This is a genomic window from Acidithrix sp. C25 (assembly GCF_904848545.2).
On the sequence record NZ_CAJHCI020000010.1, the window covers coordinates 1,158,336 to 1,185,023 of the forward strand.

At 47.0% G+C, this 26,688-nt stretch carries 15 protein-coding genes and 1 pseudogene; 4 read left to right on the plus strand and 12 right to left on the minus strand.

Translation table 11 applies throughout. The features are described from left to right. Nucleotides 1-269 precede the first annotated feature (269 nt). The 3 genes from ACIDITHRIX25_RS80770 to ACIDITHRIX25_RS80780 all read right to left on the minus strand — a co-directional run bounded on the left by ACIDITHRIX25_RS80770 (nucleotide 270) and on the right by ACIDITHRIX25_RS80780 (nucleotide 6,819). Nucleotides 270-2,858, minus strand: a complete 2,589-nt coding sequence (locus ACIDITHRIX25_RS80770; RefSeq protein WP_201733483.1) for a beta strand repeat-containing protein — start codon at nucleotides 2,856-2,858, stop codon at nucleotides 270-272. A 668-nt stretch (nucleotides 2,859-3,526) separates the two neighbouring features. Continuing rightward, complete coding sequence (locus tag ACIDITHRIX25_RS80775; RefSeq protein ID WP_201733484.1) at nucleotides 3,527-5,179, minus strand: glycosyltransferase family 2 protein; 1,653 nt, start codon at nucleotides 5,177-5,179, stop codon at nucleotides 3,527-3,529. Beyond that, nucleotides 5,137-6,819: a class I SAM-dependent methyltransferase gene (locus tag ACIDITHRIX25_RS80780; RefSeq protein ID WP_201733485.1), complete on the minus strand. Its 1,683-nt coding sequence runs from the start codon at nucleotides 6,817-6,819 to the stop codon at nucleotides 5,137-5,139. Before ACIDITHRIX25_RS80780 ends, ACIDITHRIX25_RS80775 begins: the two co-directional genes overlap by 43 nt. Before the next feature lie 1,157 nt (nucleotides 6,820-7,976). On the opposite strand from ACIDITHRIX25_RS80780, the gene ACIDITHRIX25_RS80785 reads away from it, so the two are divergent. After that, nucleotides 7,977-11,237, plus strand: coding sequence for an acetyl-CoA carboxylase family protein (locus ACIDITHRIX25_RS80785; protein WP_201733486.1), 3,261 nt, complete (start codon nucleotides 7,977-7,979; stop codon nucleotides 11,235-11,237). A gap of 1,302 nt (nucleotides 11,238-12,539) precedes the next feature. Here the strand turns inward: ACIDITHRIX25_RS80785 and ACIDITHRIX25_RS80790 are convergent. After that, nucleotides 12,540-13,262, minus strand: a complete 723-nt coding sequence (locus ACIDITHRIX25_RS80790; protein WP_052606022.1) for a VIT1/CCC1 transporter family protein — start codon at nucleotides 13,260-13,262, stop codon at nucleotides 12,540-12,542. Between the two features lie 248 nt (nucleotides 13,263-13,510). Between ACIDITHRIX25_RS80790 and acnA the strand changes: the two genes are divergently transcribed. Both acnA and ACIDITHRIX25_RS80800 read left to right on the plus strand, forming a co-directional pair. Next, entirely contained in the window at nucleotides 13,511-16,183 is a 2,673-nt protein-coding gene (acnA, locus tag ACIDITHRIX25_RS80795; RefSeq protein ID WP_201733487.1) for an aconitate hydratase AcnA, read from the plus strand. A gap of 775 nt (nucleotides 16,184-16,958) precedes the next feature. After that, nucleotides 16,959-17,372: a hypothetical protein gene (locus ACIDITHRIX25_RS80800; protein ID WP_152626049.1), complete on the plus strand. Its 414-nt coding sequence runs from the start codon at nucleotides 16,959-16,961 to the stop codon at nucleotides 17,370-17,372. A gap of 681 nt (nucleotides 17,373-18,053) precedes the next feature. Here ACIDITHRIX25_RS80800 and ACIDITHRIX25_RS80805 read toward each other — a convergent pair. From ACIDITHRIX25_RS80805 to ACIDITHRIX25_RS80840, 8 genes and pseudogenes are all read right to left on the minus strand, one after another. Continuing rightward, on the minus strand, nucleotides 18,054-18,965 hold the full coding sequence (locus tag ACIDITHRIX25_RS80805) for a DMT family transporter (RefSeq protein WP_082058702.1): 912 nt from the start codon (nucleotides 18,963-18,965) through the stop codon (nucleotides 18,054-18,056). A 410-nt stretch (nucleotides 18,966-19,375) separates the two neighbouring features. Continuing rightward, a complete protein-coding gene (gene dnaB / locus ACIDITHRIX25_RS80810; RefSeq protein ID WP_201733488.1) occupies nucleotides 19,376-21,391 on the minus strand; it encodes a replicative DNA helicase in 2,016 nt (671 codons plus the stop codon). 136 nt (nucleotides 21,392-21,527) lie between these two features. Beyond that, nucleotides 21,528-21,971, minus strand: a complete 444-nt coding sequence (gene rplI, locus ACIDITHRIX25_RS80815) for a 50S ribosomal protein L9 (protein WP_052606044.1) — start codon at nucleotides 21,969-21,971, stop codon at nucleotides 21,528-21,530. A 137-nt stretch (nucleotides 21,972-22,108) separates the two neighbouring features. Beyond that, nucleotides 22,109-22,363 (minus strand): annotated as a pseudogene (rpsR, locus tag ACIDITHRIX25_RS80820) (30S ribosomal protein S18); the annotation flags it as partial. Continuing rightward, nucleotides 22,363-22,854, minus strand: coding sequence for a single-stranded DNA-binding protein (locus tag ACIDITHRIX25_RS80825; RefSeq protein ID WP_052606047.1), 492 nt, complete (start codon nucleotides 22,852-22,854; stop codon nucleotides 22,363-22,365). The pseudogene rpsR and the gene ACIDITHRIX25_RS80825, both read right to left, overlap by 1 nt. 39 nt (nucleotides 22,855-22,893) lie before the next feature. Further along, nucleotides 22,894-23,268, minus strand: a complete 375-nt coding sequence (gene rpsF / locus ACIDITHRIX25_RS80830; RefSeq protein ID WP_201733490.1) for a 30S ribosomal protein S6 — start codon at nucleotides 23,266-23,268, stop codon at nucleotides 22,894-22,896. Nucleotides 23,269-23,589: 321 nt separating this feature from the next. After that, nucleotides 23,590-24,429: a 3-methyl-2-oxobutanoate hydroxymethyltransferase gene (panB, locus tag ACIDITHRIX25_RS80835; protein ID WP_052606050.1), complete on the minus strand. Its 840-nt coding sequence runs from the start codon at nucleotides 24,427-24,429 to the stop codon at nucleotides 23,590-23,592. A 547-nt stretch (nucleotides 24,430-24,976) separates the two neighbouring features. Further along, nucleotides 24,977-25,381, minus strand: coding sequence for a DUF5318 family protein (locus tag ACIDITHRIX25_RS80840; RefSeq protein ID WP_201733491.1), 405 nt, complete (start codon nucleotides 25,379-25,381; stop codon nucleotides 24,977-24,979). A gap of 591 nt (nucleotides 25,382-25,972) precedes the next feature. Here ACIDITHRIX25_RS80840 and ACIDITHRIX25_RS80845 point away from each other — a divergent pair. Further along, nucleotides 25,973-26,650 carry a PadR family transcriptional regulator gene (locus tag ACIDITHRIX25_RS80845; protein WP_201733492.1) on the plus strand — a complete coding sequence of 226 codons (678 nt, stop codon included), beginning with the start codon at nucleotides 25,973-25,975 and terminating at the stop codon, nucleotides 26,648-26,650. The last annotated feature ends 38 nt before the right edge of the window (nucleotides 26,651-26,688 follow it).

Consider the following 26,688-nt stretch of genomic DNA (forward strand, 5'->3'; position numbering starts at 1 on the left):
AGGACAGACAATAGGATCATCCTTGTCGTAGCTGTAATAATCCATTTGAGCAATTACCTAACGCTGGGCTATTCAATGGCAAACCAATCCGCTCTCCATGACTACTACAACCAAAGCATCGTCTTAGAAGCCAAAACTCGCCAAACATCTCCGCCATACAATGAGACCCGCGTGATAAATTTCTCTACCCCAATAGAGAAACAGGGGGGCGTGCGACATAACCGCACACCCCCCTGAGGTCAACTAACTATTAGATATATTGATAGAACTTACGCTACTGTAACGGATCCTAGCGAAGGAACCGCAACTACATACATTCCTGTGTAGCCATTGGCCCTCAACTGTGTTCCGCTATTGAACTGGTTGGCACTGCCTCCAGAGGTAACGTAGATTCCAGCTGAGCCTACTGGCTGGATAAGAGAACCGTCAGCAATAGTCGAACTTGCTGGAGCCGAACCGGATCCAGTAATAACAGTTGAACCCGTCGATGCCTCTACAGCAGCCGCTTGAGCTTGTGTAGAAATTCCGAATGCGTGACCACCATCGTAAACGTAGAACGTTCCGCCGAAGTTCTGAATCGAACCGTCAGCCATCGTGGTCGCTGCCGTTGGAGGAACTCCAGTACCTGCGGTCAAACCACCCGAACTTGGAACTTCTACAACTTGCATTGGCGAATATCCATCAGCCATAAACTGCGATGCGCTAGAGAACTGGTAGATCTTACCATCAGTACCCACAACCCAGATACCAGCAGAGCCAGCAACCTGTATCAAAGTACCAGCCCTTGGACCCGTTGCGGTTGGGAATGTTCCAGTAACAACTGAAGCAGGATTCATCGCCTGTAGCTGTCCAAAAGCAGCTTGGGTTGAGATTCCGAACCCAATTCCGCCGGCAATAACGTCAATCTGAGCACCAGACTGAACGAACGCGCCGTTTGGATAGGTCATTGCAGTAGTTGGAAATGTTGGCGCAACTGAAACTGTCGATGCAACGAGACCGGACAATGTGGCCACGTCCGTACCAGCAGCTGGGTTGATCACGTTAGAGATCGCGATCTTCAACTGATCGCCTTGTGCGATCGCCTTGCTCACGGTCAAAGTCACACCCGTATCACCAGCCACAGTGGTGTCAACCGTAACCGTTGCTGGAGCCCCAGTGCCACTCGAATTAGTCAAGTCAGTGATCGTATACTGAGAAGTAGCCGTCGGCAACCCTGTTCCTGTAGGGAAGTAGAGGCCTATCTGTGGTGTTGTTGACGATACGCCGACTGGAAATGCTGCGGAAGCCGAAACATTAGAAATCGTATATGTCGACGCTCCACCTGCCAAGGAACTGCTCAACGTAACGGTAGGGGTCGAGGTTGTTGTCGAAGCTGCGGTTAGCGAATAGCTAGCTGAAGTTGAAATCGTGTCACTATCCGTATAGACAGACGCGGAATCCGAACCAGCGGCGCTCGGGTTAGTTACGCCCAACAACGTGATGGAAATACTATCACCTGCTGTTACGGCAGTTGGCACCGAAACCGTTCCTGTATTTGCGGCCGCACCAACACCTGGAACTACAGTGGCCGGACCAGAAGTGCCGGCTGTCGTATCAACAAAGTAAGCACTTGTTCCGAGCACAGTTCCACTAGCTAAGGTTACGTGAACCAGCTGACTTGTCGAAAGGGCCGAAACGGCTTTGAAGCCAACCGAGTAGGAGGTCGAAGCACCCGTGGTTGCGCTAGCTGGCGTTACAGCCAAAGCTGTAACTGCAGTTGGAGAACCAAGAGACAGTGCACTAAAGGTAGCGTTGCTTGTGGTAGGAGCTGCCCCTCCACCTGCACCGGTCAACCAGTCAGTACCCGTGGTTGGTGCTGGCGTCAATGTAGGAGTAACGGTTGTCCCAGTCCCCGGATTGAGTACATTTGCAGCCGAAATCGACACATAGTCGCCAGCTGGAATGGCCGTACTGACAACCAAGTCAACATTATTCGTACCAGCAGTAGCTGATGTTGGGTTAGTTGTACTTATAACGGTACCTGCTGAGTTAGTAACGGTGATCGTATAGTCAGTTGCCGTCGAGGTGAAAGTACCGTTGGGCAATCCTAAAGTAAGGACAGTCCCAATCGGGAAACTCGCTGCGGTCCAACTTGAAGTAGTAGCAGCCGGGGCCGTAGTAGAATACAGCTCCACGTTTCCAACTGTGAGTTTGGTTGGTCCGCCCAAGACCGGACTCGACAATGAATCTGTCGTCGCGGCGGGGGCGGCAGTAGCGACCGTAAACGTATTCGCTGCCGTGGCGTAAACGGAATCAACCGAGTCCGCTAGCGTTGCAGTATATGTCCCCGCTGCATCATTGGCCGTGGTGAAGGTCATAGAAACAGCCGAGCCAGCCGCAATTGAGGCGCCGGCTGGAAGCTTGATGGCTACTGTAGTAACACCTGTAGTAACACCACTCGCGTAGGTAATGCTGCTCGTTGCAACAACCGTATTTCCACCACTCGTTATCGCAACCGAAGGAGTGGAGGCGGCGATTGCTTGGACCGTAGTGCCACCCGTTAGCTTAAGGGTGATCGTTCCTGCAGTTCCGACTCCGTCAGTAGCCACAAATGACGTAGTATAAACTGTATTGCTACCAGCTGTTAGATTTGACAATCCTACTGACAAGCCGGTAACTTGCGAACCAACTATATAGTTTGAAGTATTAATCGTCGTTGCGGCCGATGCAGCTGTTGCACCAATAAAGACCGAGCCTACGCCACCAACTACTAGCGCCGTAGCACCAGTCATAGCTAAAAATCTCTTAGTAAATGATCCTGTTCGTCGGGACAATCCACCCTCCTCGGTATTAGAGTTATCAAATTTCAATTTGTTCATATCCTCTCCACTTCCTCCTGCACTTTTTTTTGTCTAGCTCTGTAAAGGCCAAAAGCCATCTTTTCCAGAGTATTCCCAGACATGGGAGCCAGAACACTCTGATCTACTTCACCTACACCAAGTGTAATCTTAGACGTATGGATCTAGCTGATCGAAAGATAATCTAGCACCTACTTCCCGCCAATGGTGCCAAATTTCTCAATACAAATGCGAAATTCCTCCTAATTAATCCAAAATCCTTTGAAAACCTCAACCTTTACTCCTGATTTAGGTCAATCCTTCATTCAAATTCACAAAAACGATTGCCCAAGTGCATTCATAGCAATCGTGGCGAAAACTCAAAGGGTCGATAAATCTGACTCTGTTGATCTGCGGAGTCAGATTTATCGACGGGGAAAGAGAAACTACTGGACAACCATAGAGGTTCCGTTGCTACTATCAAGGAGTCGAGCGCTCTCCCCAATTCCGAGCTAATCACCCTCAACGAACTATAGAAAGGCAACTCCAAAAACAAAAGTCTTTGAGTGTCAAGTCCTCCCGGCTTATTCGTAGACGTGTATACAGTTAAAAATACGAGAAATACTGAATTTACCTTCAGAGCAAGTGCACCTAAGAGCAATGAGTGATGTCGGAACTCCGTAAGAGCACCTAACGACTCTCCGGGAGAATCACTTAGCCAATTTTCTATCCATCTCTCGAACTCGGCTAACCGACTCGGTCTCAAAAGTGCCATTTCTGCTAAGATTCGGATTATAAAATGGGTCGTCTTCGATGTATTTCATCCAAGTCGCGCGAAGGTACGCTATTTCAGAGTTGAAGCGACGCTTTTTAGCGGTGGTATCTTCATATCCTCGAGTTATCGACTCTTTGTGCACGAGTCTGACATTCGGATCCTGCACAATTCGATAACCGCTCGAAAGCACTTTCATGCAAAAATCGGTATCATTGAAAGCTATTCCCAGTCGTTCCTCGTTGAAACCTCCAACCTTAAGATAGATATCACGGTGCACCCCAAGACATGCACCAGTAACAGCGCTGACATTTCTAAGGGCAAAGAGATCATTGAAATAACCGTGACTTCCATCTTGATGCAGGTGGTACAAGTGTCCTGCCACCCCGCCCATTCCAACAAGCACACCGCCGTGCTGAATTTGGCCACTAGGATAAAGAAGATGAGCACCAACAGCGCCTACGCCCGGCACGGACAGAACTGAGACCATCTCACTTAGCCATTCGCCTTCGATGATCTCGGTATCGTCGTTGAGAAAGACTAAAATATCTCCCTTTGATATCTTCGCGAGAGCATTCACAGCGACCGAATAATTAAAACCAGCGTCAGCACGTCGCATGCTTAGGTGATAAGAAAATCGATGTCTTGTGGTCAAGGAATCCAAATACATGGTCGTTCTCGGCGATAGCGCCACATTTGAATCTACCCGCAGAACAACTTCATAATTCGAATAGGTAGTTTTTCCAAATAGACTATCTAGACATGCCCTTATCACTGAATAACCACCAGCAGTTGTAATTAGGACAGAGGCGAGTGGAGTCGAATTAGGAATCGGAAAAACTACCCTATTTATTGCTTTTGCTCCCGCCGAGGCAACAACCTCACAACCTGGAACAATGTTATCTAAATAAGTCTTCACTGCATTACGCCCCGCTTCGAGCGCGTAAGTTTTTACCTCAGATCCAGTCGATGTCGGAGAAGGCAGACTCCTCCAATGGTAGAGGACTCTTGGTATTCTCTTCGATAAGGAGAGGTCATTTCCAATTTCGCTGAGCAATCTGAGAAGAAAGTCCCAATCTTGAGCACCATCGTAAGCCGGCCGCAACCCACCTAAACGTCGCAGAGTTGAAGTCTTTACGACGCTGAGATGATTTATGTAATTCTTAGACAAAAGCAGTTCTGGAGAGAGAGTAGGTTTGAAATAGGCTTCGAAACGATTGCCGGTTCCGGTGATCTTATCCTCGTCGCTATAGATCAACTCAAGCCCAGACGATTTTTGCAGTTCCCTAGCAACATAAAAGAGGGCGAACTCAGAGATCTCATCATCGGCATCTAAAAATGCCAAGTATTCGCCTGTCGCTAGCGAGATGGCATCATTAGTGTTAACTGAAATTCCGCCATTCTGCTCTCGATAATGCGCTTTAATTCGCTTGTCCGATGCGACATAGCGCTCAATCAATGTCTTGATTCGAGCGTCGCTAGATGCATCATCTGAGATGCACAACTCCCAATTTGGATAGATCTGTGCTCTAACAGACTCGATTGCTGTTACAAAGTGATCGATTGGGGTATTGTAGGATGGAATAACCACGCTAATGAGTGGCTTTTTTGAAACGCTGCTATTTCGTCCAAAATCGCCTGACGATCGCCTTCGTCAATGCGCTCAGAATTCTCAATCCACTTTATATAGTTACTTTCGTCACTCAAAAGTTCTTGCTGGTTTTGAATTTCGGGCAGCTCCGACAACAAAACATTTCCAATAAGAGGACCAAAGATTCGAGCGATTCGATGATTTGGGACTCCCAAAATCGGACGCAGTCGGACTTCCTTCAGTTGGAATTCTCCGGTAAAGCCCATAACGACAAGTTCTAAGCGAGTTATCGTAGAATTGAAGTGAAATTGGATCTCTAACTGCTGACCAATTCTTCGAGAAGGAACCTGTTGGCTATAGCGATCAAAATTATTGGTCTCAGCGATAACATAGCCGCGAAGATTTTCCGTACCAACCAAAGTCTCTATCTCGACCTCTAGCTGATACCAGCCTGGCAACGGTAGAGGTGGTTCAATCGAATATCGCACCTGTCCACCAAGTGCGATGGATTTACCGGCCAAGCCACTCGAAACTACGCCTTGGAGGGGCTTTAACTTCGGATTCGTCATCGATAAAAAACGACGCCAACCCATTAAGCGTCTGATAGATATTATTGAATATCGAAGGGGCGCTGTAATGCGCCACGCCTCGGAATTTAGAACCTCGGTCTTTTCCTCAACTGCTCGTCCGATTTGCATTGAAACTGAGTAGTTGAGTTCCTGCTCAGCCGCCAGAGAAGCCCTAAGATCTTTAATCTCCTCGGTGAGCCGATCAGCGAGTACTTTATGCTCGGCCAAGTCACTACTGACAAAGTACATCTCATCGATCAATTCGCTATATTGTCGATTTGCTTCCGCGCTACGACTTTGTTCTTGGAAGAGACGAGCCTGTAGATCTCTTTGTTCGGCATTCAACCGATCTTTTTCGCTTATCTGTTGACATCGCGCTCCAAGTGATTGAAAGAGTCCTAAGACACTCGAAGGGTACTCCTGATAAGACCTTATGAGGTCTGCCAAAACAGGTGGCACTTCCGGACCGACCGCTAGAACGCCCAATCCATTCGAATGAGTGAACTCAATGCTTGGATAGCGGGTCTTGACTTCATCCCAAAACTTCCAAACGCCAAAGTCTCGTTCTCTTACGACTATATCGTGAAAGAGAACGACCCCTCGAGATGAGAGCTTGCTGACCCATTTGTCAAAGTCAACCTTTACAGCCTCGTAGGAATGGTACCCATCTACATGAAGCAAGTCGATAGTGCCATCGTCAAAGTATGAAAGGGCATTGTCAAAATACATTCGAAGGAGTGTAGAAAAACCACCGAATTTTCTTTGGTTATACGCTGACAGCTCAGCGAAAATCTCATCGCCATACAAACCCGAATGCTCGTCACCTTCCCAGGAATCGACGGCATAGCAAGCAGTGGGAAGACCTAGTTCGCTGACACTTTGACAAAAAGCAGAATAAGAGTCACCCTTATGAGTGCCAAGTTCAACAAACAATCGTGGTTTGACTGCTTCAATTACCCACAATGCAAAGGGAATATGGCCATGCCACCCAGGAATTTCGGTCAATCTGTCGGGAACTTTAAAGATGCTTGGATTCAGCCAATTATATCTGTCCATTGATCCGCTTGTCACGTCTGAAAACTCCCTAAAATCAGAACTTCTGGCCAAGATGAGATCGCTCTCCATGACGTTGCCAGACGAACCCTTCTAATTTAAATTGATGTAAGTACCACTAATCCTAGCCCTAGCAAAAGTTGAAGGGCGTACTGACACATTTGGATCGCTCCCGTAACACCTTGAACCCTCTAGTCCAACTGACTGGAAATGCAATAGCCGATCGATGATCAACTACCAAAGATAGTTGCAACACACCGCGTTAGCACCGATCAATCTTTGACCATTGAAAAATGTCTAGATCAACAAACAAAAATATATCTCGCTTCAGGGAAAAATCTTCGTCTTGTTGCTTTATCCATGGCACCCAGCATAAATTAGAGCGAATTGCAATGTCGGTTTTGTCCAGCTTGTTTAGCGATTGGGATCACACCCAAGTTATCTTGATTTCTAGCCAAAAAGCGATCCCCTTCTCAAGAGCTCCCTAAAACTTCTCTATCGTTGCTTTGCAAAGTCAACCATCACAGCCAACTAGGCGATCACCTTGGCTACATATGAGTTCACAACACAAGGTAATAACCTGAAACACGAACTAAAGTTCTAAGAACCACACAGGGATAAGTCCTTAAATTAATCCTGGAAACCTACTGACAAAAGCTGGGCACCAGTAGCGACCGCCACAAAATATCATCGCCCTGAAGAATCGCGATTAACCTTAGAAAAGCGAATTAGTTCAACGGTTCGCCGAGAACAAAATCTCAATCACCATAGATAACCGCCGGGCCAGATAAACACCGGGCCAGATAAACATCATGTCGCCCATATCACCTTCGATGGTACGATTCGGCACACCAATGCTACTCAACTAGTCACCGCTCAACCATTACTGCTCAAATCCAAGGGCCAGTCATCGCCATGTCACCCCTAAAATTCAACGGCAGAGGCTAAGGTTTCGATAGTCCAATTCAATTTCCGCTGTATCGAGTTGTCCTTCACAAAAAAACTGTGTCTGCGAACTTAGATCTCTGCAAAAGAGTCACCGATCTCCAAAAGAGCCACAAATGGTCAATCAAAAATTCGAACAAACATAAAAACAGTTTCAACCGGGATCCTAATGTATCGTAGCTTGGTCTCAATGGAACAAAATACACTTTGAACAAAGATCCATGATTGAAATGAATAGAGAAATCGGCGGTGGAGAATCTATGACAATCAAACGAGTTCTTGTAGCCAATAGAGGCGAGATTGCACGGCGCATCATCCAAAGCACAAACAATTTAGGGATCGACACTATTGCCTACGTCGCGCTAGACGAAAAAGAGATCGCCCAAAACTATGGGGCTAGCTCTATTGCGCTATCCCAAAATTCAGGAGCAGCAGCCTATTTAGAGTCAGAAGCCATTGTATTAGCGGCACTAGAAAATCAATGTGACGCCATTCATCCTGGATATGGCTTTTTATCCGAAAGTCCAACCTTTGCGAGGTTGTGTTTAGAAAACGGCGTAACCTTCATAGGTCCCAGTGTTGAGACGCTCGAACTCCTTGGAGACAAAGCCGCTAGTCGCCGTCTCGCAAAGATGCTTGGAGTTCCCACGGTTCCCGGTAGCGATGGCCCAACTACCTTGAGCGAAGTTCAATCCAGACTAGAGAGTTCAAATGCCTCTCTAATTTTAAAGGCAATCAGCGGAGGTGGTGGAAAAGGCCTTCGAATAATTCGACCCGGCGACGACGCAAAGATCGTCTTTGACCAAGCTTCCAATGAGGCAAAGGCCAACTTTCTAAGTGGAGACCTCTATTTCGAAGAACTAATCGAAGAAGCAAAACACATCGAGGTACAACTAATCGGAGATGGAAGTGGGCGGGTCTCTCATCTATATGATCGAGATTGCAGCTTACAGAGAAATCATCAGAAGTTAATTGAGATAGCTCCAGCTATCACAGTCAAAGACGAGATTCGAAAAAAACTCTTCGAATACAGCGTGGCGATTGGCAAGCATCTCAAACTGATGGGCCTTGCAACCATTGAATTTCTGGTCCACGAAGACAAAGTCTACTTTATCGAAGCCAACCCTCGAATCCAAGTCGAACATTGCATAACCGAAGAGATCCTTGGGGTCGACCTGGTGGCAGCTGCTATCAAAATCGCTGGTGGCGCCCGCCTCTCTCAGATTCGAATGCGACCTGATCAGATTGAGCCGCCCAAGAGCCTCTCGATTGAGGTGAGAATCTGCGCTGAAGCACTTTCAATAGAAGGACAAACAACACATTCGTCTGGCATAGTTCAATACCTGAACTTTCCTAGCGGGCGTGGAATTCGAATGGAGAGCAATCTCACACAAGGGTGTCACATTAGTTCACGCTACGACTCATTGATAGCCAAGATGATTCTGACAGACAAAGATGTGACCTTGGCCGAGTTGGCCAAAGGAATGGTCCGTAGCCTTTCGAGGCTTTCGATCCAACCTATTGACACTGACCAAATGCTCCTATGTGCCATTTTGGAGACGCCGGAATTTCGAAATGGTATTGCCACTACAGACTTCTTCGACAAATATAGAGCCCGCCTCCTTCACCGCGCCGCTCAGCTGCAGTCCGACATCAAAAAGACAAAAGCATTCGATGATGCAAAGGCGAAGGAGATCGACCCAACACCTCTTTTTATTTCAGAGAATCAAAGTCTAATAAGTGCAAAGATCACTGGGGTAGTAGTGGAGATGCTGGTTTTCCCAGGTGAACAGATAAAGGCATCGCAGGCTATTGCGGTAATTGAATCAATGAAGATGCACCACCTCGTATTAATTCCGACACCAGCAAGAATTGAGCAGATATTTGTCAGCGTTGGAGACGAGCTTCGAATCGGTGATCCGATTGTCCTTATTGGATCAATAGACGAAGAGCTCAAGCTTGGTGAAACCTTAGAGGTAACAGAGATAGACCTAGATGAAATTCGAGACGACCTAAAAGAGGTCATTGACCGGCACAACCTAACTCTTGACCAACATCGGATCGAAGTAGTTGAAAAACGTCACTCAAAAATGCGTCGAACGGCTCGCGAAAACATCGATGATCTATGTGATCAAGGCTCTTTTATTGAATATGGGGCACTAGCAATTGCCGCACAGAGAAGACGTCGAGACCTCGATGATTTAATAAAGAACACTCCAGCCGATGGCATTATTACAGGAATCGGAAAAATCGATAACACCTCATGCGTGGTCATCTCCTATGACTACACGGTCCTGGCCGGAACCCAAGGCCTTCAAAACCATAGAAAACTCGATCGAATCCTTGAAATTGCCAGAGAAAGACTACTTCCTATTGTCCTCTTTGCCGAGGGAGGCGGTGGGCGGCCAGGCGATAGTGACACCTCTCAAATTGCGGGTCTAGATTTAAATACCTTCTTCCTATTTGCCTCTCTCTCCAAAGTGGTACCAATTATCGCGATCGTCTCTGGCTATTGCTTTGCTGGAAATGCAGCATTGGCCGGCTGTGGCGACGTCATCATCGCAACTGACGACGTAAGCATTGGAATGGGTGGTCCAGCCATGATTGAAGGTGGTGGCCTTGGGGTAGTTGCACCAGGAGATATCGGCCCCATGGAGACTCAGTCGAAAAACGGAGTCATCGATATTGCCGTACCAGATGAGCAAAGTGCAATTACCATGGCTAAAAAATACTTATCCATTGTCTCAAAGCCAAAGATTACTGACAATTCCATAGAACAAGATCAAAGAAAACTACGGGTAGCTATTCCGCCAAATCGCCTACGGGTTTATGAGATAGACCCGATTATCAAGACGATCTTTGACTTTGATTCAGTCATTGAACTAAGAAGCCAATATGCAGTAGGTATTCGTACCTATCTAGCTCGGATCGAGGGTAGATCGATTGGGGTAATGGCAAATAACCCTCTTCATCTCAGTGGGGCGATCGACGTAGATGCTGCCAATAAGGCAAGTCGATTTATATCACTCTGCAGCGCGTATAAGTTGCCGATTATCTCACTCTGTGATACCCCTGGATTCATGGTGGGCCCCGATTCTGAGCGCCTAGGAGCGGTCAAGGTCTTTGGAGACCTCTTCATAGCCGGCGCGAACGCTAATGTCCCTCTCATTACAGTGGTCCTACGAAAGGGCTACGGCCTTGGAGCAATGGCAATGGCGGGTGGAGGCTTCAAAAGCTGTGCGCTCACGGTCTCTTGGCCAAGTGGGGAGTTCGGCGGAATGGGGCTCGAAGGGGCCATTCGCCTTGGCTATCGCCGTGAACTCGAGGCGATCACGGATCCAATAGCACGTCAAAACAGATATGACGAACTATTGGCACAAATATATGAGGTGGGCAAAGCGATCTCAATGGCTAGCGTCTTCGAGATTGACGACGTTATCGATCCCTCTCACACCCGTTCCAAAATCTCGAAGACTCTCTCGCAGCTTTAATCTTTGGCTACGATGAAACCTTGGCCATTCAAAGAATAAAGAGAAACGGTCCCTAAACGATCCTAATCAAGGCTCAGAATCCATCGGTGAAAATCTCATCCGAAGCAAGTCAACATGACGTCAAACTCAAAAACTAACGACCCTAAAAAAATGAACAACACAAAAGGTTTAAGGAACCAAAAAGATCAACCCATAGAAAAGTTCTGCCCATGAAAAAGTTCAATTAAATCTCCACAAGGCCACCTATCTATTAGTCCTCTATTAGATTGCTCCGAATAATAACTGGCCTTAATGCATGAAATGGATCAGATCGTATCAATTGCCATTGACGGTCACCGTGCTTCAGATACCTTGAGCTCTGGCGACTTAGTCTTAGTATTTCATGGGCCGTTGTGAGGGTCGCTGTCCGATTGCATGGAGGCTACCCTTCTCAAAACACCCTTAAAATCTTCCATAAAAGTCCTAGCTAAAGATAGTCTCCTTGATAACTTGGGGTCTAACTCCGTAGAGAAACCCATAGGGAGCGAATACAAGTCATAAATAGAGACGCCATTCCACCGCTAGGAGTCGACCAGATAATGCATCAACCAGATAAATATGATAAATACATAATTCACCGGCTGACTTATGTAGGTGAAATTGTATCCTACCTCCACTGAGCTCAATGTTCAAAGCTCAAAGCTCAATGTTCAATGTTCACTAGAGTAGGAGAAGATGATGCCATTCTGCAAGCAAAATCTAGCTCATCATTCAATTCGAGATTTACCGTTCTCGGTACCGTCTAAGTTAGTTCGTCGACCCAAACAGGGCTCAACAAATAAAGATTCCCTATATTCGATGACATCGTTATCGACTTCGCACATATGCAATTCGATAGACCCATCGATTGAGCACCGTTAGGGGAAGCAATCTGGTTATTTGCAAAAGAACTCTTGAAATAGAAACAGCCAAAAACGCTGTCGTAGTAATGAAATTTGTCGTCAAACCATCTCGTCTATCCTAAGAAAGATAACCAAATGCGACAACCTGGAAGATAGATTCCCAAGTAAGGAAACCGATTTACCAAATGACCCCATCAAAGCCAATGAAGATCAAAATCAATAACGCGTCAAATCCCAAGAACAGTTATCCAAAGGCTAATTGCGAGTGTTTGGTGATAACACTCCTTGGCAAAACTTCTTGGCAACACTAGACCTCAATGCCTTCCTAGTTACAGCGCTTGAGACTGTAAAGAGGTACCTGATTCTTTCAGGAAGCTAAGCCCCCTGAAAGAATCAAAGTTCAAAGCAGATTGATCCCGATTTAAAGGCCCGCATGGCCAACAAGTGCGCCTACGGCCGCGGTAACCGCCATGGCGAGCGAACCACCTATCATAACGCGCAAAGTTGCACGCCAAGGCTTAGCACCACCTACTGTTGCTCCTAAGAAGCCAATGACTCCCAGAGCTACTACAGCCACCGCAACGATAACTATCGTTCGAATGTTAGATGGAGCCAACACCAGAGCCACAATGGGTAAAGCTGCGCCAGAAGCAAATGCAGCGGCTGAGGCCAGTGCTGCTTGGACTGGACGAGCCTTTGACATCTCAAGTATCCCAAGTTCCTCACGGGCATGAGATCCCAAAGCGTCGTGCTTGCTAAGAGCTTCCGCAACTTGAACGGCTAACTCTTTGGTCAGACCTCGCTCAATGTAAAATCCAGCTAGTTCACGAAGTTCGGCCTCTGGATAGTGCTCTAGTTCGTGAGCTTCACGAGCCAAGTCCGCCTCTTCGGCGTCTCGCTGGGACGATACTGAGACATATTCTCCAGCTGCCATAGCCATGGCTCCGGCAGCTAATCCAGCAAAGCCTGCAGTTAGAATTACACTGTGGGAGGCTGAAGATGCCGCAACGCCTATCATCAACGAAGCAGTTGAGACAATACCGTCGTCGGCGCCCAGAACCGCTGCACGAAGCCATCCAGCCCTATGTAGTTTGTGGCCCTCGGCCTTTGGGTGGTGTTTTTTAGTGTCATCGACAGAAGTCATAGTTAAGACTTTAACCTCTATGTAAAGTCACCTAACTAATTGCGAAGTTGAATTTACCCGTACTTTACTCAATATTTGCCCTAGGTTCGATTAATCCAAGATTCATCTTTGAACATAAGGTCATTAATGTATTTCGCGAATCAGTTTGCCTTCAAAAAGTTAGAAGATTATAAAACCCCAACGAGCCGGATTAGCAAGAACGGGCGCCCGTGGCTACGATAGGTATGACATAAATAGAAGGAGAGACGATGGCCAACTCTTTTGGTTCAAAGACAGACCTCGTTGTCGGTGACAAAAGCTACTCAATTCACGCACTAAGTGCTACCTCGCACTTGGGAGACGTTTCAAAACTACCCTTTTCTCTAAAGATACTTTTGGAGAACCTGCTTCGAAATGAAGATGGCATATCAGTCAAAGCAAGCGATATTGAATATTTAATAAACTCTCGAAATGGCGCAGCGCCACAAGAGATCGCTTTTTCCCCTGCTCGCATTCTGATGCAGGACTTCACCGGAGTGCCAGCCGTCGTTGACCTCGCAACGATGCGAGATGCGATGATTGAACTCGGCGGGGATCCCAACAAAGTCAATCCACTCATTCCAGCTGAATTGGTAATTGACCACTCGGTAATTGCCGATGACTTTGGAAATTCGGACTCCTTCTCGATCAACGCTGGGCTAGAAGCCCAGAGAAATAAGGAGAGATATCAATTTCTTCGTTGGGGCCAGCAAGCCTTCGACAACTTCTCAGTCGTACCACCAGATACTGGTATTTGCCACCAGGTCAACTTGGAATACCTAGCTCGAGTGGTCTTTGTCGACGACAATAACAACGCCTACCCTGACACCTTGGTCGGCACAGATTCACACACCACCATGATCAATGGCCTATCGGTTGTAGGTTGGGGTGTTGGTGGAATTGAAGCTGAGGCTGCAATGTTGGGACAACCCATCTCCATGCTGGTTCCACGAGTCGTAGGAATCCGCCTTTCTGGAACTCTACCCGCTGGAACGACAGCGACCGACCTTGTTCTCACCGTTACTGAGATGTTGAGAGCCCATGGAGTGGTTGGCAAGTTCGTCGAATTCTACGGTCCCGGATGCGCAAATGTACCTCTTGAAAATCGCGCAACGATCGGTAATATGTCCCCAGAATATGGATCGACCATCACCGTCTTTCCAATCGACGACGAAGTTCTCAAATACCTATCCCTCACGGGAAGGTCCAAAGATCAGATCGCACTCGTTGAGGCATATGCTAAGACTCAAGGTCTATGGCTAGATCCAGATCATGTTCCTCAATACGACGAATACCTAGAGCTTGACCTATCGACCATCGTGCCATCGATAGCTGGGCCAGCACGACCACAAGATCGTGTTCCACTGACACAAGGAAAAGAGCGCTTCGTTGACGCGCTTGAAAAATCCTTCGCGCAACAAGGATCAAACAGCGAGCTCTCCAATAAAGTCCCCGTCACACTCAAAGATGGCAGAAGCTTCGATATCGATCATGGGCATATTGTCATTGCTGCTATCACCTCCTGTACTAACACCTCGAATCCTTCGGTCATGGTTGCCGCTGGACTGGTAGCCAAAAAAGCGGTTGAGCTTGGTCTCAAAGCCAAGCCATGGGTAAAGACGACACTAGCGCCAGGCTCCAAGGTTGTCATGGACTACTATGATCGAGCAGCACTGACTCCATATCTAGAAAAGCTAGGGTTCTTCTTAGTTGGTTATGGATGCACAACTTGTATCGGCAACTCAGGACCACTCCTTCCTGAGGTCTCAGCTGCAATCGCCGCGGGCAACATCTCTGCGGTATCGGTGCTCTCGGGAAATAGAAACTTCGAAGGCCGAATCAATCCAGACGTACGAATGAACTATCTAGCTTCGCCTCCCTTGGTAATCGCTTATGCAATCGCTGGCACCATGAACATCAATCTCGCCAGCGAGCCACTTGGTGAGACGGCTGACGGCAAAGCGGTGTATTTGAGTGACATCTGGCCAAGTGAAGCTGAAGTAGCTGAGGTGATCCGCCAAAGCATTGGAACTGAGATGTTTGCCTCATCATATAACAATGCGTTCCTAGGCGATGAGCGTTGGCAGACCCTTGATACTCCATCTGGAAGTCAATTCAAATGGAATAATGAGGAGTCAACCTACGTCCACAAGGCGCCTTTCTTTGCGGGTATCACGCCAACTCCAGCGCCAGTCAAGCCAATTGTAGGTGCAAGAGTTCTAGGGGTCTTTGGTGACTCGGTTACCACAGATCACATCTCGCCTGCCGGATCGATCAAAGCTTCATCTCCTGCTGGCGAATGGCTCTCGATGCGCGGTGTCCCCCAAGGAGATTTCAACTCATATGGTGCTCGTCGTGGTAACCACGAAGTAATGATCCGTGGAACCTTCGCGAACATTCGAATTCGAAATCGCCTTGTTGAACCAAAAGAAGGTGGCTTTACCAAACTCTTCCCCGAAGAGACCATTACTACGATCTACGACGCTGCTATGACATACCAAGAGCGAGGCGTTCCACTGGTTATCTTGGCTGGAAAAGAATACGGTTCTGGCTCATCACGCGACTGGGCCGCCAAGGGAACTTTCCTCCTTGGAGTTAGGGCAGTTATTGCGGAGAGCTTTGAGAGAATTCATCGTTCCAACTTGGTCGGAATGGGCATTCTTCCACTGCAATTCATCACCGGTGACTCAATCGCCTCCCTAGGTCTAAGCGGTCAGGAAGTCTTCGACATTAGCGGAGTCGAAGAGCTAGCTCAAAGTGACTCACTTCCCGATATGGTTACGGTGACCGCTGGAGACAAATCCTTCGATGTAGAGGTAAGAATCGACACTCCAAAGGAGTTAGATTACTACCGCCACGGTGGAATTCTTCAATATGTGCTTCGCAACTTGGCCAAATCCTAAAGACCAAGGCAATTGAAATTAACCCTTTGAATCTCAACCTGGTTTGGTTCAACTAGTTGAACCAAACCATTGAGATGGTCGACTTTTTCAATGGGTTCTTTTTTATGAAAAGCCGCGATTAAAGATCAGCTAGAGGAAGATGTCTCTTTCTCTAGCTGATTCGCATTAACAGGTTATGACATACGACAAATCAATCAATTACCTCTTACCAATTCGACCCAAAAGCTTCCAAACTCAAGAAAAACATGGGATCTATCTGGCGGGTCTCCTTGAATTTGCAATGTCAAAGATATGGACGGCCAAAGGCTTATAGCCCATTGGATCAGTTCTTTTGGGTTAAGGTTTTTGAATCAGTATTTTTTTGAAAAAGTCTTTTTAGAGGATGTTCTTGAATCGGCTTTTCCTTGTCCTATCTGGAATCGTGATTTGATCCGCTTGCACATCTAAAATGCACCACCGAGGCACTCTCGTACTTAGATGGCAGATGGTCGATGATTTATACAAAGACCAAAACCTCGACAACCAAGCCATTGCAACCCGGCGCTACATTGGGATAGTCATCCCATCTGCTCAGGAAAAAAAGATCGATGTCGTCGTTCACAAATGTGGAGATAGCCAAAGGGTAACTTCTTTAAAAGGCCACGTCTTATAATGCCAAATCAAAAATAACCGCACTATACCAATCCAAAGCTCGCTCTCGCGAAAATCTCTCTAATCGAAATCAACTTGCCAAAAAGATCCGCAAAGGACTAAGTTATCCTTTGGAAAGGCAAAAATGGGCACCAAAGGTGAGAACCTCTTCGATGCGCAGGTGGTAATCGACCTTAAAGCCCTCCTAGCCGGCTTGGTCATTTCGGTAACTTTTGACCATACTTTCATGCCCCCCAATATCGTCTCAGAGATCCCTCCCTCTGAATATCTTGGCTTTGAAGTTCTAGATATAACTTTTGACCCGGTGATGGGTCGAAGACGTATTCTCATACACCTAATTCGAGATGGATCATCCACAATAGCAACCCTTGACGCAGATGACTACCTACCGGTGATAAATGACTCTTCCTCGATGGAACTCTGGCCCAATAGTTCAGGTGAAGAAGTTATGATCAATCTAATGTCGGTTCATCTAATGGAAATAATCGGTGCAATACCCGCCCAAGAACCTTTGCCTGAAATAATTCAAATCAGCTAAAACAACTGGGAACAAATTAAAGCCCGGCAAGAACCCACGACAAAGAGTCCATTTGTAGTCTTTGAATTATTTGAGGGTCGCCCCACTCGTCCAATTCCAGGTGACCTATTAATTGGGTTTGCCAGCGTTCCCATGCAATAAGTCGCGACATCCAGACCATTACTAGCTAATTTACATTAGCGCAATGACTCAAAGATGAATTTTGATTCGCACCCCGTTCAACCGCAATCTTTTTGACAATCTCGCTATAGCGCCAATTTCATTGCTTGGAGAGTAACCTCGCCAGATATCACAAAAGGCTCCAAGTGCCATTTTCTTAGCCAAAAGTCTACTTCACCAGCTTTGACAACCCTGGCTCTATCATCTCCAATGAGTAGATAGGCTCGCCATCGCCAATCATTGGTAGATTCACAATCTTCAAAAATTATCATTTGACACCTTGTGCCTAAGCGTATCTGAGTGATGAACACCTCTTGGGCAACACATTTACACCCTTTAGCAAGGAGCAGATCCATAGCCGCACGAGAATGAGGCCTCAACAGCACACTCGCATCTTGTCTTAATCCATGGATCACTTTATGGGATAGACAACCAGGGCTCTAGAAAAATTACATAATTTCGCTGACGGCCAAAATCGACGATCGTCATTGGTTAGCGGGGATCTAAGTCCTCTTAAGAGGGTTATTTCACGTGTACTTGTTGCAAATATTGCGATATTGCTACTCCCAGAACGATTATCACAAGGCCGACTACCTCGAATAAAGTCGGAGTCTCGCCTAAAAAAACCAGTGCGAGCAAAACGCTTGAAATTGGCTGCAGGTAGAGAAAGGGTGCGGCCAGCGACGATCCAAGAATTGAAACCCCAAAGTTCCAGCCCGTAATCGCCAAAAGTGTCGATATCACACTGACCACGAGAATCGAGATCACCACAGAGACACTATTTAATTGTGGAATGACTGGATGCAAGAGTAGTTGAGCAACGATAACAATAGGGCTAACGCAGATGACCATCCAAGAGGTCATATCTAAAGCCGATATCTTCCAATCTTGGGTCAGAACGCTATAGAGGCCCCAGCAAAAAGTGGCTAAGACTCCCAGGATTACTGCCACTACTGCATTCGAACCGCCTGCTTCACCGCCCGGTGCGGCCACTGCGGCCACCACTGTTCCAACAATGGCGAGCGCGACACCCAATAAAAGGCCGCGAGAGAGTCTCTTCCTGATAAAAAGAGTGCCAAGGATCAATATCCATATCGGCTCTGTCGTGAGCGATATACCCACGATCGTGGCATGGGAATAGGTCAAAGCCGCACTTACCAGGCCATTGTACCCAAGGCCACCCAGCAACGAAACGCCTATGACACGAATAGAGCTAAAGCCACCTAAATCTAGCACCTTGAAATCTCGCCGCTTGATCGATCGAACTACCAATAGGAGCAAAATTACAACGACAAGCGGGACGAACCGATATTCCATCAATAGCACAACCCCACCACCACGATGTAAGAATCGAGTGGCCACTGGAGAAGCACCCCAAGCAATAGCGACTAACGCCAAGGCCGCCTTGGCCAATCCCGACCTTTTATCCTTCACCTAACACCGTAACTTTCAAGCAAAATCCCCTGAATCAGATTAAACCTAAACAAAGCAGGTGATATCCATCAAAAAATTAAATAGCGAAATTGAATATTCCGAATCAAATGCCCTGCTTGATCACCATTTCCATGGTATAACTCTCTATGCTGAGCTACCGATTGAAAGGTGGCATTACCTTCAGGTGGAGAATTCCCATAGGGGCCGGATTGATCAAAATACATCGTTGCATATAAAACTATTGCTGAAGAAAAACTTTTACCAAATCAAAAGGGCCGAAAAATGAAATGCCCACCCCCAAAAGCTACCAAGCTCTAGATACTCGCAATGACCACTTATCCAAAGCGAAATCCATGATAATCGCGGGCAAAAAAGCTGAGCTTGGTCATGGCTCAAAGAAACTACTACGCCTATTGGTTTCCTGGGCCCCTGGCCATATTGGCAAACTTGGTATAAGACTCCAAAAACGAAAGACGCGCCACTCCGGTCGGGCCGCTTCGATGCTTGGTAACTATGATCTCCGCAATTCCCTTGTCTTGACTCTCTGCGTTATAGACCTCATCACGATAGATGAACATAACGACGTCGGCGTCTTGTTCTAGCGAGTTATGAACAACAATCTCATTTGCTATGAAGTTTGAGGTTGCTGGAACAACAATGTCATATGTAGATGAAAGACCCATGGATCTAGCCGCAACCACTGGCTCAAAGGAGAGATCGTCTCCCAAAAACAGCGGATTCGATTCGACACTTGCCTCGATATCCTCTGACAAATCGCTACTCAAAGAGTCAATGTGGCCATCCTGTTCGTTGCGAAGTAACACCGCAAGGCCACCGCGAAAAGTGGGGCCACCTTGGGAATCGTCGGCAACATATGAATAGACCGTCCGAGTCATATCTCCTTGGTGGTCTCCTTGGCGGCCTCGGGCTTGGGTGGACTGGCTCGTCGTTGGATAGACAGCGACTTCATCTTGGTCATTTAGTTGCCAGAGCATCTTCCAACCTCGACGAGTAAAGAACCTATGGTTCAATGTCGCATCGATATAACGTCCGCTCAAAAGCTCGAGTCGGGTGGTCTCTTTGAAACCAGAAAACCGCACATCGCTAATGGGACTTGAAACCAGATCGCCATTTGAATTCATCGTCAAGACCTTGGTCTCACCAAGGCCCCAGAGCCTCTCTAGGGCTCCAATAGATATTGTCTCACCATTGGCCAAACACACCTTAGAGGTGCCGGCGATGCACCCAGATTCACGGAGATCTGCAAGTGCTGGACGCTTGTCTTGACGCATCTCAAGACCGCGTGACAACTGCGAAAGAGCAAGAACTGGCACCTCTAGCTCTCGGGCTAAGAGCTTTAGGCCTCTTGAAATCTCTGATACCTCAACCTGTCTCGATTCCGACCTAAAGCCACCCGACATCAACTGAAGGTAGTCAACGACCACAAGGCCTAGGCCGCCAGTAGCCGCCTTCAATCGTCTTGCCTTGGCTCGTATGTCTAAAACCGTTACCGATGCATTGTCATCTATAAATATTGGAGCTTCGCCCAAGTGACCAAGAGAGCGAGAGATTCGACTCCAATCCTCTTCAGAGAGGTTGCCCGTTCGCATCTTGCGCGAGTCAACCCGTGCTTCAGCCGCGAGTATTCTCTGGGTGAGTTCTATATGGCTCATCTCTAAGGAAAAGATCAAAACTGGAAGATTTGCGCGAGTCGCGACTTGAGTAGCGATTCCAAGTGCAAATGATGTCTTGCCCATAGCGGGTCGGGCTCCAACGATAATAAGAGCTGAACGCTGAAGACCCGACAGGATCTCATCGAGCTCATGAAAGCCAGTTGCAACTCCAGTAATGGAGTCTGGATGTTCATATTGGGCCTGAAGTTCATCGAGGGTCTTGAGTAACACATCTTTGATAGAGACTAGGGTCTCAGCGCTCTTTCTTTGAGAGACCTCAAAGATCAAAGTCTCAGCCATATCTATGACTGCGCCTACATTTTCTGGGACAGAGTAAGAAAGCTCTGAGATCTCAGTGGCTACCCTGATCAACTTTCGAAGTAGGGAGTATTCCTCAACGATTCTGGCATATCTCGCAGCACTGGCAATTGTTGGGGTCTTGGCCTGAAGTTCCAAGAGCGATGCGGTTCCGCCTACCGTCTCCAACTTGTCTTGGCGACGAAGTTCATCAGCAACGCTAACTGGATCGCTAGATTCACCTCGAGAATGAAGACTGGCTAACGCCTCAAAGATTGCTACATGGGATGGTTTGTAAAAGTCAGATGCCTGGCAAAACTCCAACGCATCTGCAATTGCGTCCCTGGATAATAACATGGCGCCCAGCAAAGACTCCTCAGCCTCGAGGTTATGAGGAATTGCTCGTTCTAGACCACCATCCACTGACTTTAAATCACGGCGCGGCGCTCTAGCCACTTTGGTCACCACCTGCTAAAAAAGAGGATCGGACTATTCCTAATCAGCAAAATCGCTAAAAAGAGATAGTCCGTTGCTCTACTTATAATAGTTATTCACTAACGCCTAGGCTAAAAGAAAAGCCATGATGACGTCTTTATTCGGTTACTGAAACCGTAACGCTAATTCGCACTTGTGGGTGCAAGGAGATCTCAACCGTGTGATCTCCAACTTCGCGGATATGATCCACTAGGAGAATCGAACGACGCTCGAGTGTAACCGAGTGACTCTTTTCGATCGCCTCGATGATCTCAGGAATACCGACTGAGCCGTAGAGCTTTCCTTCATGGGAAGCATTTCCGCCAACCACAACGGTAGCTCCAGCTAGCCTCTTGGCTATCTCTTCAGCACCTTCTCTGGCCTTTTTGTCTTTGAGATCGCGCGAACGACGCATCGAATCGGCCTGTGCCTTTATTCCAGGAGTCGCCTTTATGGCGTGGCCCCGTGGAATCAAAAAGTTTCTTGCGTACCCATCAGCGACATTGACGATGTCGCCGCGCTTACCTAAGTTGGCTTGATCAGTTCTCAAAACAATCTGCATTAGTTCTCATCCTCCAAATCAGCTCCACCAGCAAACATGTCGACCAAGTCATCGCTTTCATCTGCGTCAGGCGTATAAGCATTATTGGAATCTTGCTTAGGCGGACGAATCGAGGTACGCTCTGCGACCATTCGTTGGGTATAGGGAAGTAGTGCCATTTCGCGGGCGTTCTTGATTGCTCCCGCAATTGCCCTTTGATGCTGATCACAGTTACCTGTGACTCTACGGGCACGAATCTTGCCACGCTCGCTCATAAATTTCTTTAGCGGATCGGTGTCTTTGTAATCTATGTACTCAATCTTCTTGATGCAGTACATACATACTTTTTTCTTGATCTTCTTGTTAGTTTCCTTGGGCGCTCTACGGGACGAGCTCTCTTTGCCTTTGGCCATTAAAAGGGTTCCTCTTCTTCGATGTAATTACTTGGAATTATTTCATTCACAGGACCCGATGGTGTTTGGGTAGGCGCTCCATAGGTTGGAGCGGAATAACCCTGTGAATTGTCGTTAGTACGGGTACGGCGTTCGGTACGATTCAACTGTGCAGAGGTAAACCTCAGGCTAGGTCCAACTTCTTCAGCCGAGATCTCAATTTTGGACTTCTTTTGTCCATCTTGATCTTCCCAACTTCTTTGCTGAAGTTGCCCTACCACAATCACACGCGAGCCCCGATATAGGCTCTGCGCGGCGTGCTCTGCCAATTCGCGCCAGCATACGACGTCAAAATAAGAGGTTGCTTCCTCCCACTCATTTGTCTGTCGATTCTGCCAGCGTCTATTAACTGCAATTCCGAATGTTACGCTTGGTTGTCCTGATTGGGTATATCGTAACTCTAAATCACGAGTTACATTTCCAATCAAAGTTACCGAGTTTCCGTTTGACATCTGTCTTCTCCAGCTGGTGTGGTCTGAGCCATCGGCTCGCTATTCTTGGGCTAAAGCCTCTTTGGCGAGCACTCGACCCGCGATGCGCTCTGGCAATCTGATGATCTTGTGGCGTAGAACTCCATCCGATATGGAGAGAATTCGAGAGATTTCAGTAACCGTAGCTGGAGTAGATGCAAATTCAATTATCGAGTAATTACCCTCTGAAACCTTATTGATCTCATATGCGAGTTTGCGTCGTCCCCATCGATCGATACGTCCGACATTTCCGTCTTTACGCACGAGATCTAAGACTCTTGTTATGATTCCATCTGAATCGCTATCATTTAGACGCGAGTCAAGAATAACCATAAGTTCATATGGCCTAAGCAATATATATTCCTCCTCCGGACCCTGGTTTCCCAGGGGTTCCATGGCCAATCCACAGAACAGGTTCGGTGAGATTTCTCCCACAATTTCAAAGAGTAAAGCTTAGTTGTATATGAATAAAAAACGACCGAGCCAACCAAGGCACCGTTCATGAGAATCGCTCAGCAAAACGTCATCTACTTCGATTTAGAGGCTCGGCTAAGAAGCAAAGACAAGGACATTGATGGAAATCGACCATATCGCCTTTTGACTATCGGCTATTAAAAAAGCTTAGCCTTGGGGTCACCTCTCTAAAGTGGCGACAACCCCAAGGCTTCATATTTGAGTTTTATCTCCCAGAAACTAAATGTTCCTAAGAATAAAGGTCTAATAGAGCTTAGAAATTACACCGTCGCTGTCATGATATGTCTGAGTGTCATCAGGAAAGTGGCCGGTCCGCACATCTTTAACATATCGAGCTAGACCCTCTATACCCAATTCTTCAAGATTGGCGTAACGCTTCACAAACTTCGGAGGCTTCTTGGAGCCATACCCCAAAATATCGTGAAAGACTAAAACTTGTCCATCACATTGAGCACCCGCACCAATACCGATAGTTGGAATCGAAAGTGTATTTGTAACCGCCTTAGCCACTACATCTGGAATTGCCTCTAGAACTAGACAAAACGCTCCGGCCGCCTCGACTGTTTTGGCGTCTTCCAAAAGTGCTTGGGCCTGTTCGTTGGATTTAGCTTGGACCCTAAAACCACCAAACTTATTTACCGATTGAGGCGTCAATCCCAAATGGCCGACAACTGGAATCTCGGCCTCCACAATCGCCTTTATAACCTTAGCCCTGATCGCACCGCCTTCAATTTTGACGGCACTGGCACCAGCTCGAATCAACTTCGATGCGCCAACAACAGCATCTTTCGTCCCGGTGTGATAGCTCATCCAAGGCATATCGGTGACAATCAAAGCAAGAGGATCTGCTGCGGCTACCGCTTTTGTGTGATGTACCATATCGTCAATGGTTACCGAGAGAGTGTCTTTGTGGCCCAAAACAACCATTGCCAATGAGTCACCGACGAGAATCATGTCGGCCCCTGCCTGGTCGACCATACGCGCACCAGGAAAATCATACGCGGTGATCATGGAAATTGGCTCGTGCCCGAGACGAACCTTAGAGTTACGAATAGATGGAACAGTGACGCGTTCCCGAATCATGGTAATTACCTCCCGTGTCCCGCGCTAGAAGCTGCAGGCACTGATTTCAACAATATCAGTAACTACTTATTGCACGCAAGGGGCAACCAAAAAAGATTTTCTACCCTTTTCCTACCAGCCGCTCAACAACTCTTCAAATCTGCCGCCTTGAATTGCTAATCTGCTTGACCTATCGGTGCATAGATTGGATCCTTGGTCTGCCTGCGCAATCTTTACTTGCGTCATATCGCAAAGAGGCCATGGCTGGCAAAACAGCCATCGAGCGACACAATCGAAATATCTAGATGGAAATGATCCCCAGCAAAAGACCCAATAACAAGAGACCGATCAAACCTAAAATTGACCTTGTGACTCCCCAGAGGAGGTCAGCTAACCCGTCGAGATGGACTAGCCATACTGAATCTAGAGCCAATCAGATCGATAAAATTGACTAGCGTTCGCAAATGCTTCCTGCTTCTACGGACTTGGTCAATCTATGCGGTGATCATCCAAAGCAAAGGTCGCCATCCCAGCGAATATCACTATTTCGTCATCGAGCGAGGCTACGCTAAGCGCTCTCTTCGCCAAAGACAAAAGGGGCCAAAAGTCGATCAAGATGGTTCCATTTACAGTTTAAACACACCTCTACCTCATACACTTTTGCATCTATATGTCTCGATAGGATCGAATCGATCTCACTCTCAGAGTTCAAACATCGCCCGTGTGCTGGCAACTTTGGACCAAAGGCAAAGTAGACGCTAACGAGTTTGGTATCTCGACATATAGGACATATAGAACTCTTGGGCTTCCCAAGGTTCAAAGCAGCGCGCATCAACTCTGGTTGGGCATCGCAAATCTCCGTCTTTAGGACCTCTCCTCGTCCAAAGGCACGTAGAAGTGCTCTTCGAGCAAGCACAAAATCAATTGTTCGCTCATTTACACCTGATATGTCTATTTTAGATTGTCGTTCCACCGAAGTTAAATGTTACCGAGCTTCTAGAAAGTAACGACAACGAAATTTATCTTTGAGCAACTATGGCTGCCAAAAGGGTGAAATTTCGACCCTGCTTGAAAAAAAATACGATCGGGTATTGTTTTTTAAGGAATAACTTCGTGATATATCAAGTTGATATATCGAAATCGCATAATTGATGGGTAGACGCACTAGGGCAGACTGGTTTGAGAGTAATTAGTTGATATCAAAGTCAAGGAAATCCAAAACGCTGGGTTCTATCGATCTGGGTTGCATCAAACAGGATATCTTGAACTTGGTTTGATGCTTGGATACAAAAAGAACCTCGAACCGTTGGTTCTAAGATTTGGTCCTTGAAATCAGGTAGAAACCACCACTTGAGGACAGCCTTAATTACGGGCGTGGCTTTATCAAGTAGTAGTGAATCTAGTTATCATTTCGCCCACAGAGATCGAGATGGTGGCCAATGAGATTGGCCAATGAAATATAAGAAAAGTTCGATAGATGATAGCTGACACCAAATCTGATTGTCAGATGTCAGCTATCAACGATTACAAGTTTGACTTAAAGTGAATTGCCAAGGAGGTGATCATGAAAAAGACATCGTCACAATTATTAGATCTAGCCGTCTTAGCGCTCTTGAAGCGAGGCGATTACCACGGATATCAAATCAAAAAAAGTCTCTCAGAGTTGGCTGGTCCTCTTCTTCAATTCTCATTTGGATCGCTATATCCAGCACTAGCTCGCCTGGAGGAACGCTCCGCGCTTGAATCCTTCGTCGACTCTGCCTCTACCTTTGTAGCTGCCACAGGATCGCTGACTGGTGATCTCGCGATGAGTGACGAATGGGTGAGGGCCACTACATGGCGCTCAAATACAGAACGAACCGTTCGCACTAGGCGTGTCTATAAAATTACCGAGATTGGAGTCAAGCTCTTCGACGAACTTTTCGAGCATGCTCCACTCGAATCTGAAGCCGATTTCTTAGCTTGGCTAAGCCTCGCCGATGAATCCAAATTCGATATCGTCTTGGAGCGCTTTTACGAGAGGGTGGCAAATCTCGAGAGGCTTCGCAAGATACGCTCTGTCGCATCAAAACCAAATGCAACCGCTGGCATCTTGCCTGACCAGATCAACCGAAGGCTAATTGGAATCGTTGAAAACGAAATCAATTTCGTAAAGTCCCTAATTGCCACGGTTGAATCGCAAATTTCACTAAATAATGAAGAAAGGATCGCTAGGGAGACTACGTCGGTTTCACAACCATAACTTCTAACCTCCATCGATCCTTTCTTTGCATTAGCAAA

Bases quoted from the DNA above. Each gene is read 5' to 3' on its own strand.
- panB (WP_052606050.1), bottom strand. From the start codon at position 24,429: ATGATTCGGGAACGCGTCACTGTTCCATCTATTCGTAACTCTAAGGTT.
- rpsF (WP_201733490.1), bottom strand. From the start codon at position 23,268: ATGGAACCCCTGGGAAACCAGGGTCCGGAGGAGGAATATATATTGCTT.
- ACIDITHRIX25_RS80770 (WP_201733483.1), bottom strand. From the start codon at position 2,858: ATGAACAAATTGAAATTTGATAACTCTAATACCGAGGAGGGTGGATTG.
- acnA (WP_201733487.1), top strand. From the start codon at position 13,511: ATGGCCAACTCTTTTGGTTCAAAGACAGACCTCGTTGTCGGTGACAAA.
- rplI (WP_052606044.1), bottom strand. From the start codon at position 21,971: ATGCAGATTGTTTTGAGAACTGATCAAGCCAACTTAGGTAAGCGCGGC.
- ACIDITHRIX25_RS80790 (WP_052606022.1), bottom strand. From the start codon at position 13,262: ATGACTTCTGTCGATGACACTAAAAAACACCACCCAAAGGCCGAGGGC.
- ACIDITHRIX25_RS80800 (WP_152626049.1), top strand. From the start codon at position 16,959: ATGGGCACCAAAGGTGAGAACCTCTTCGATGCGCAGGTGGTAATCGAC.
- ACIDITHRIX25_RS80845 (WP_201733492.1), top strand. From the start codon at position 25,973: ATGAAAAAGACATCGTCACAATTATTAGATCTAGCCGTCTTAGCGCTC.
- ACIDITHRIX25_RS80825 (WP_052606047.1), bottom strand. From the start codon at position 22,854: ATGTCAAACGGAAACTCGGTAACTTTGATTGGAAATGTAACTCGTGAT.
- ACIDITHRIX25_RS80785 (WP_201733486.1), top strand. From the start codon at position 7,977: ATGAATAGAGAAATCGGCGGTGGAGAATCTATGACAATCAAACGAGTT.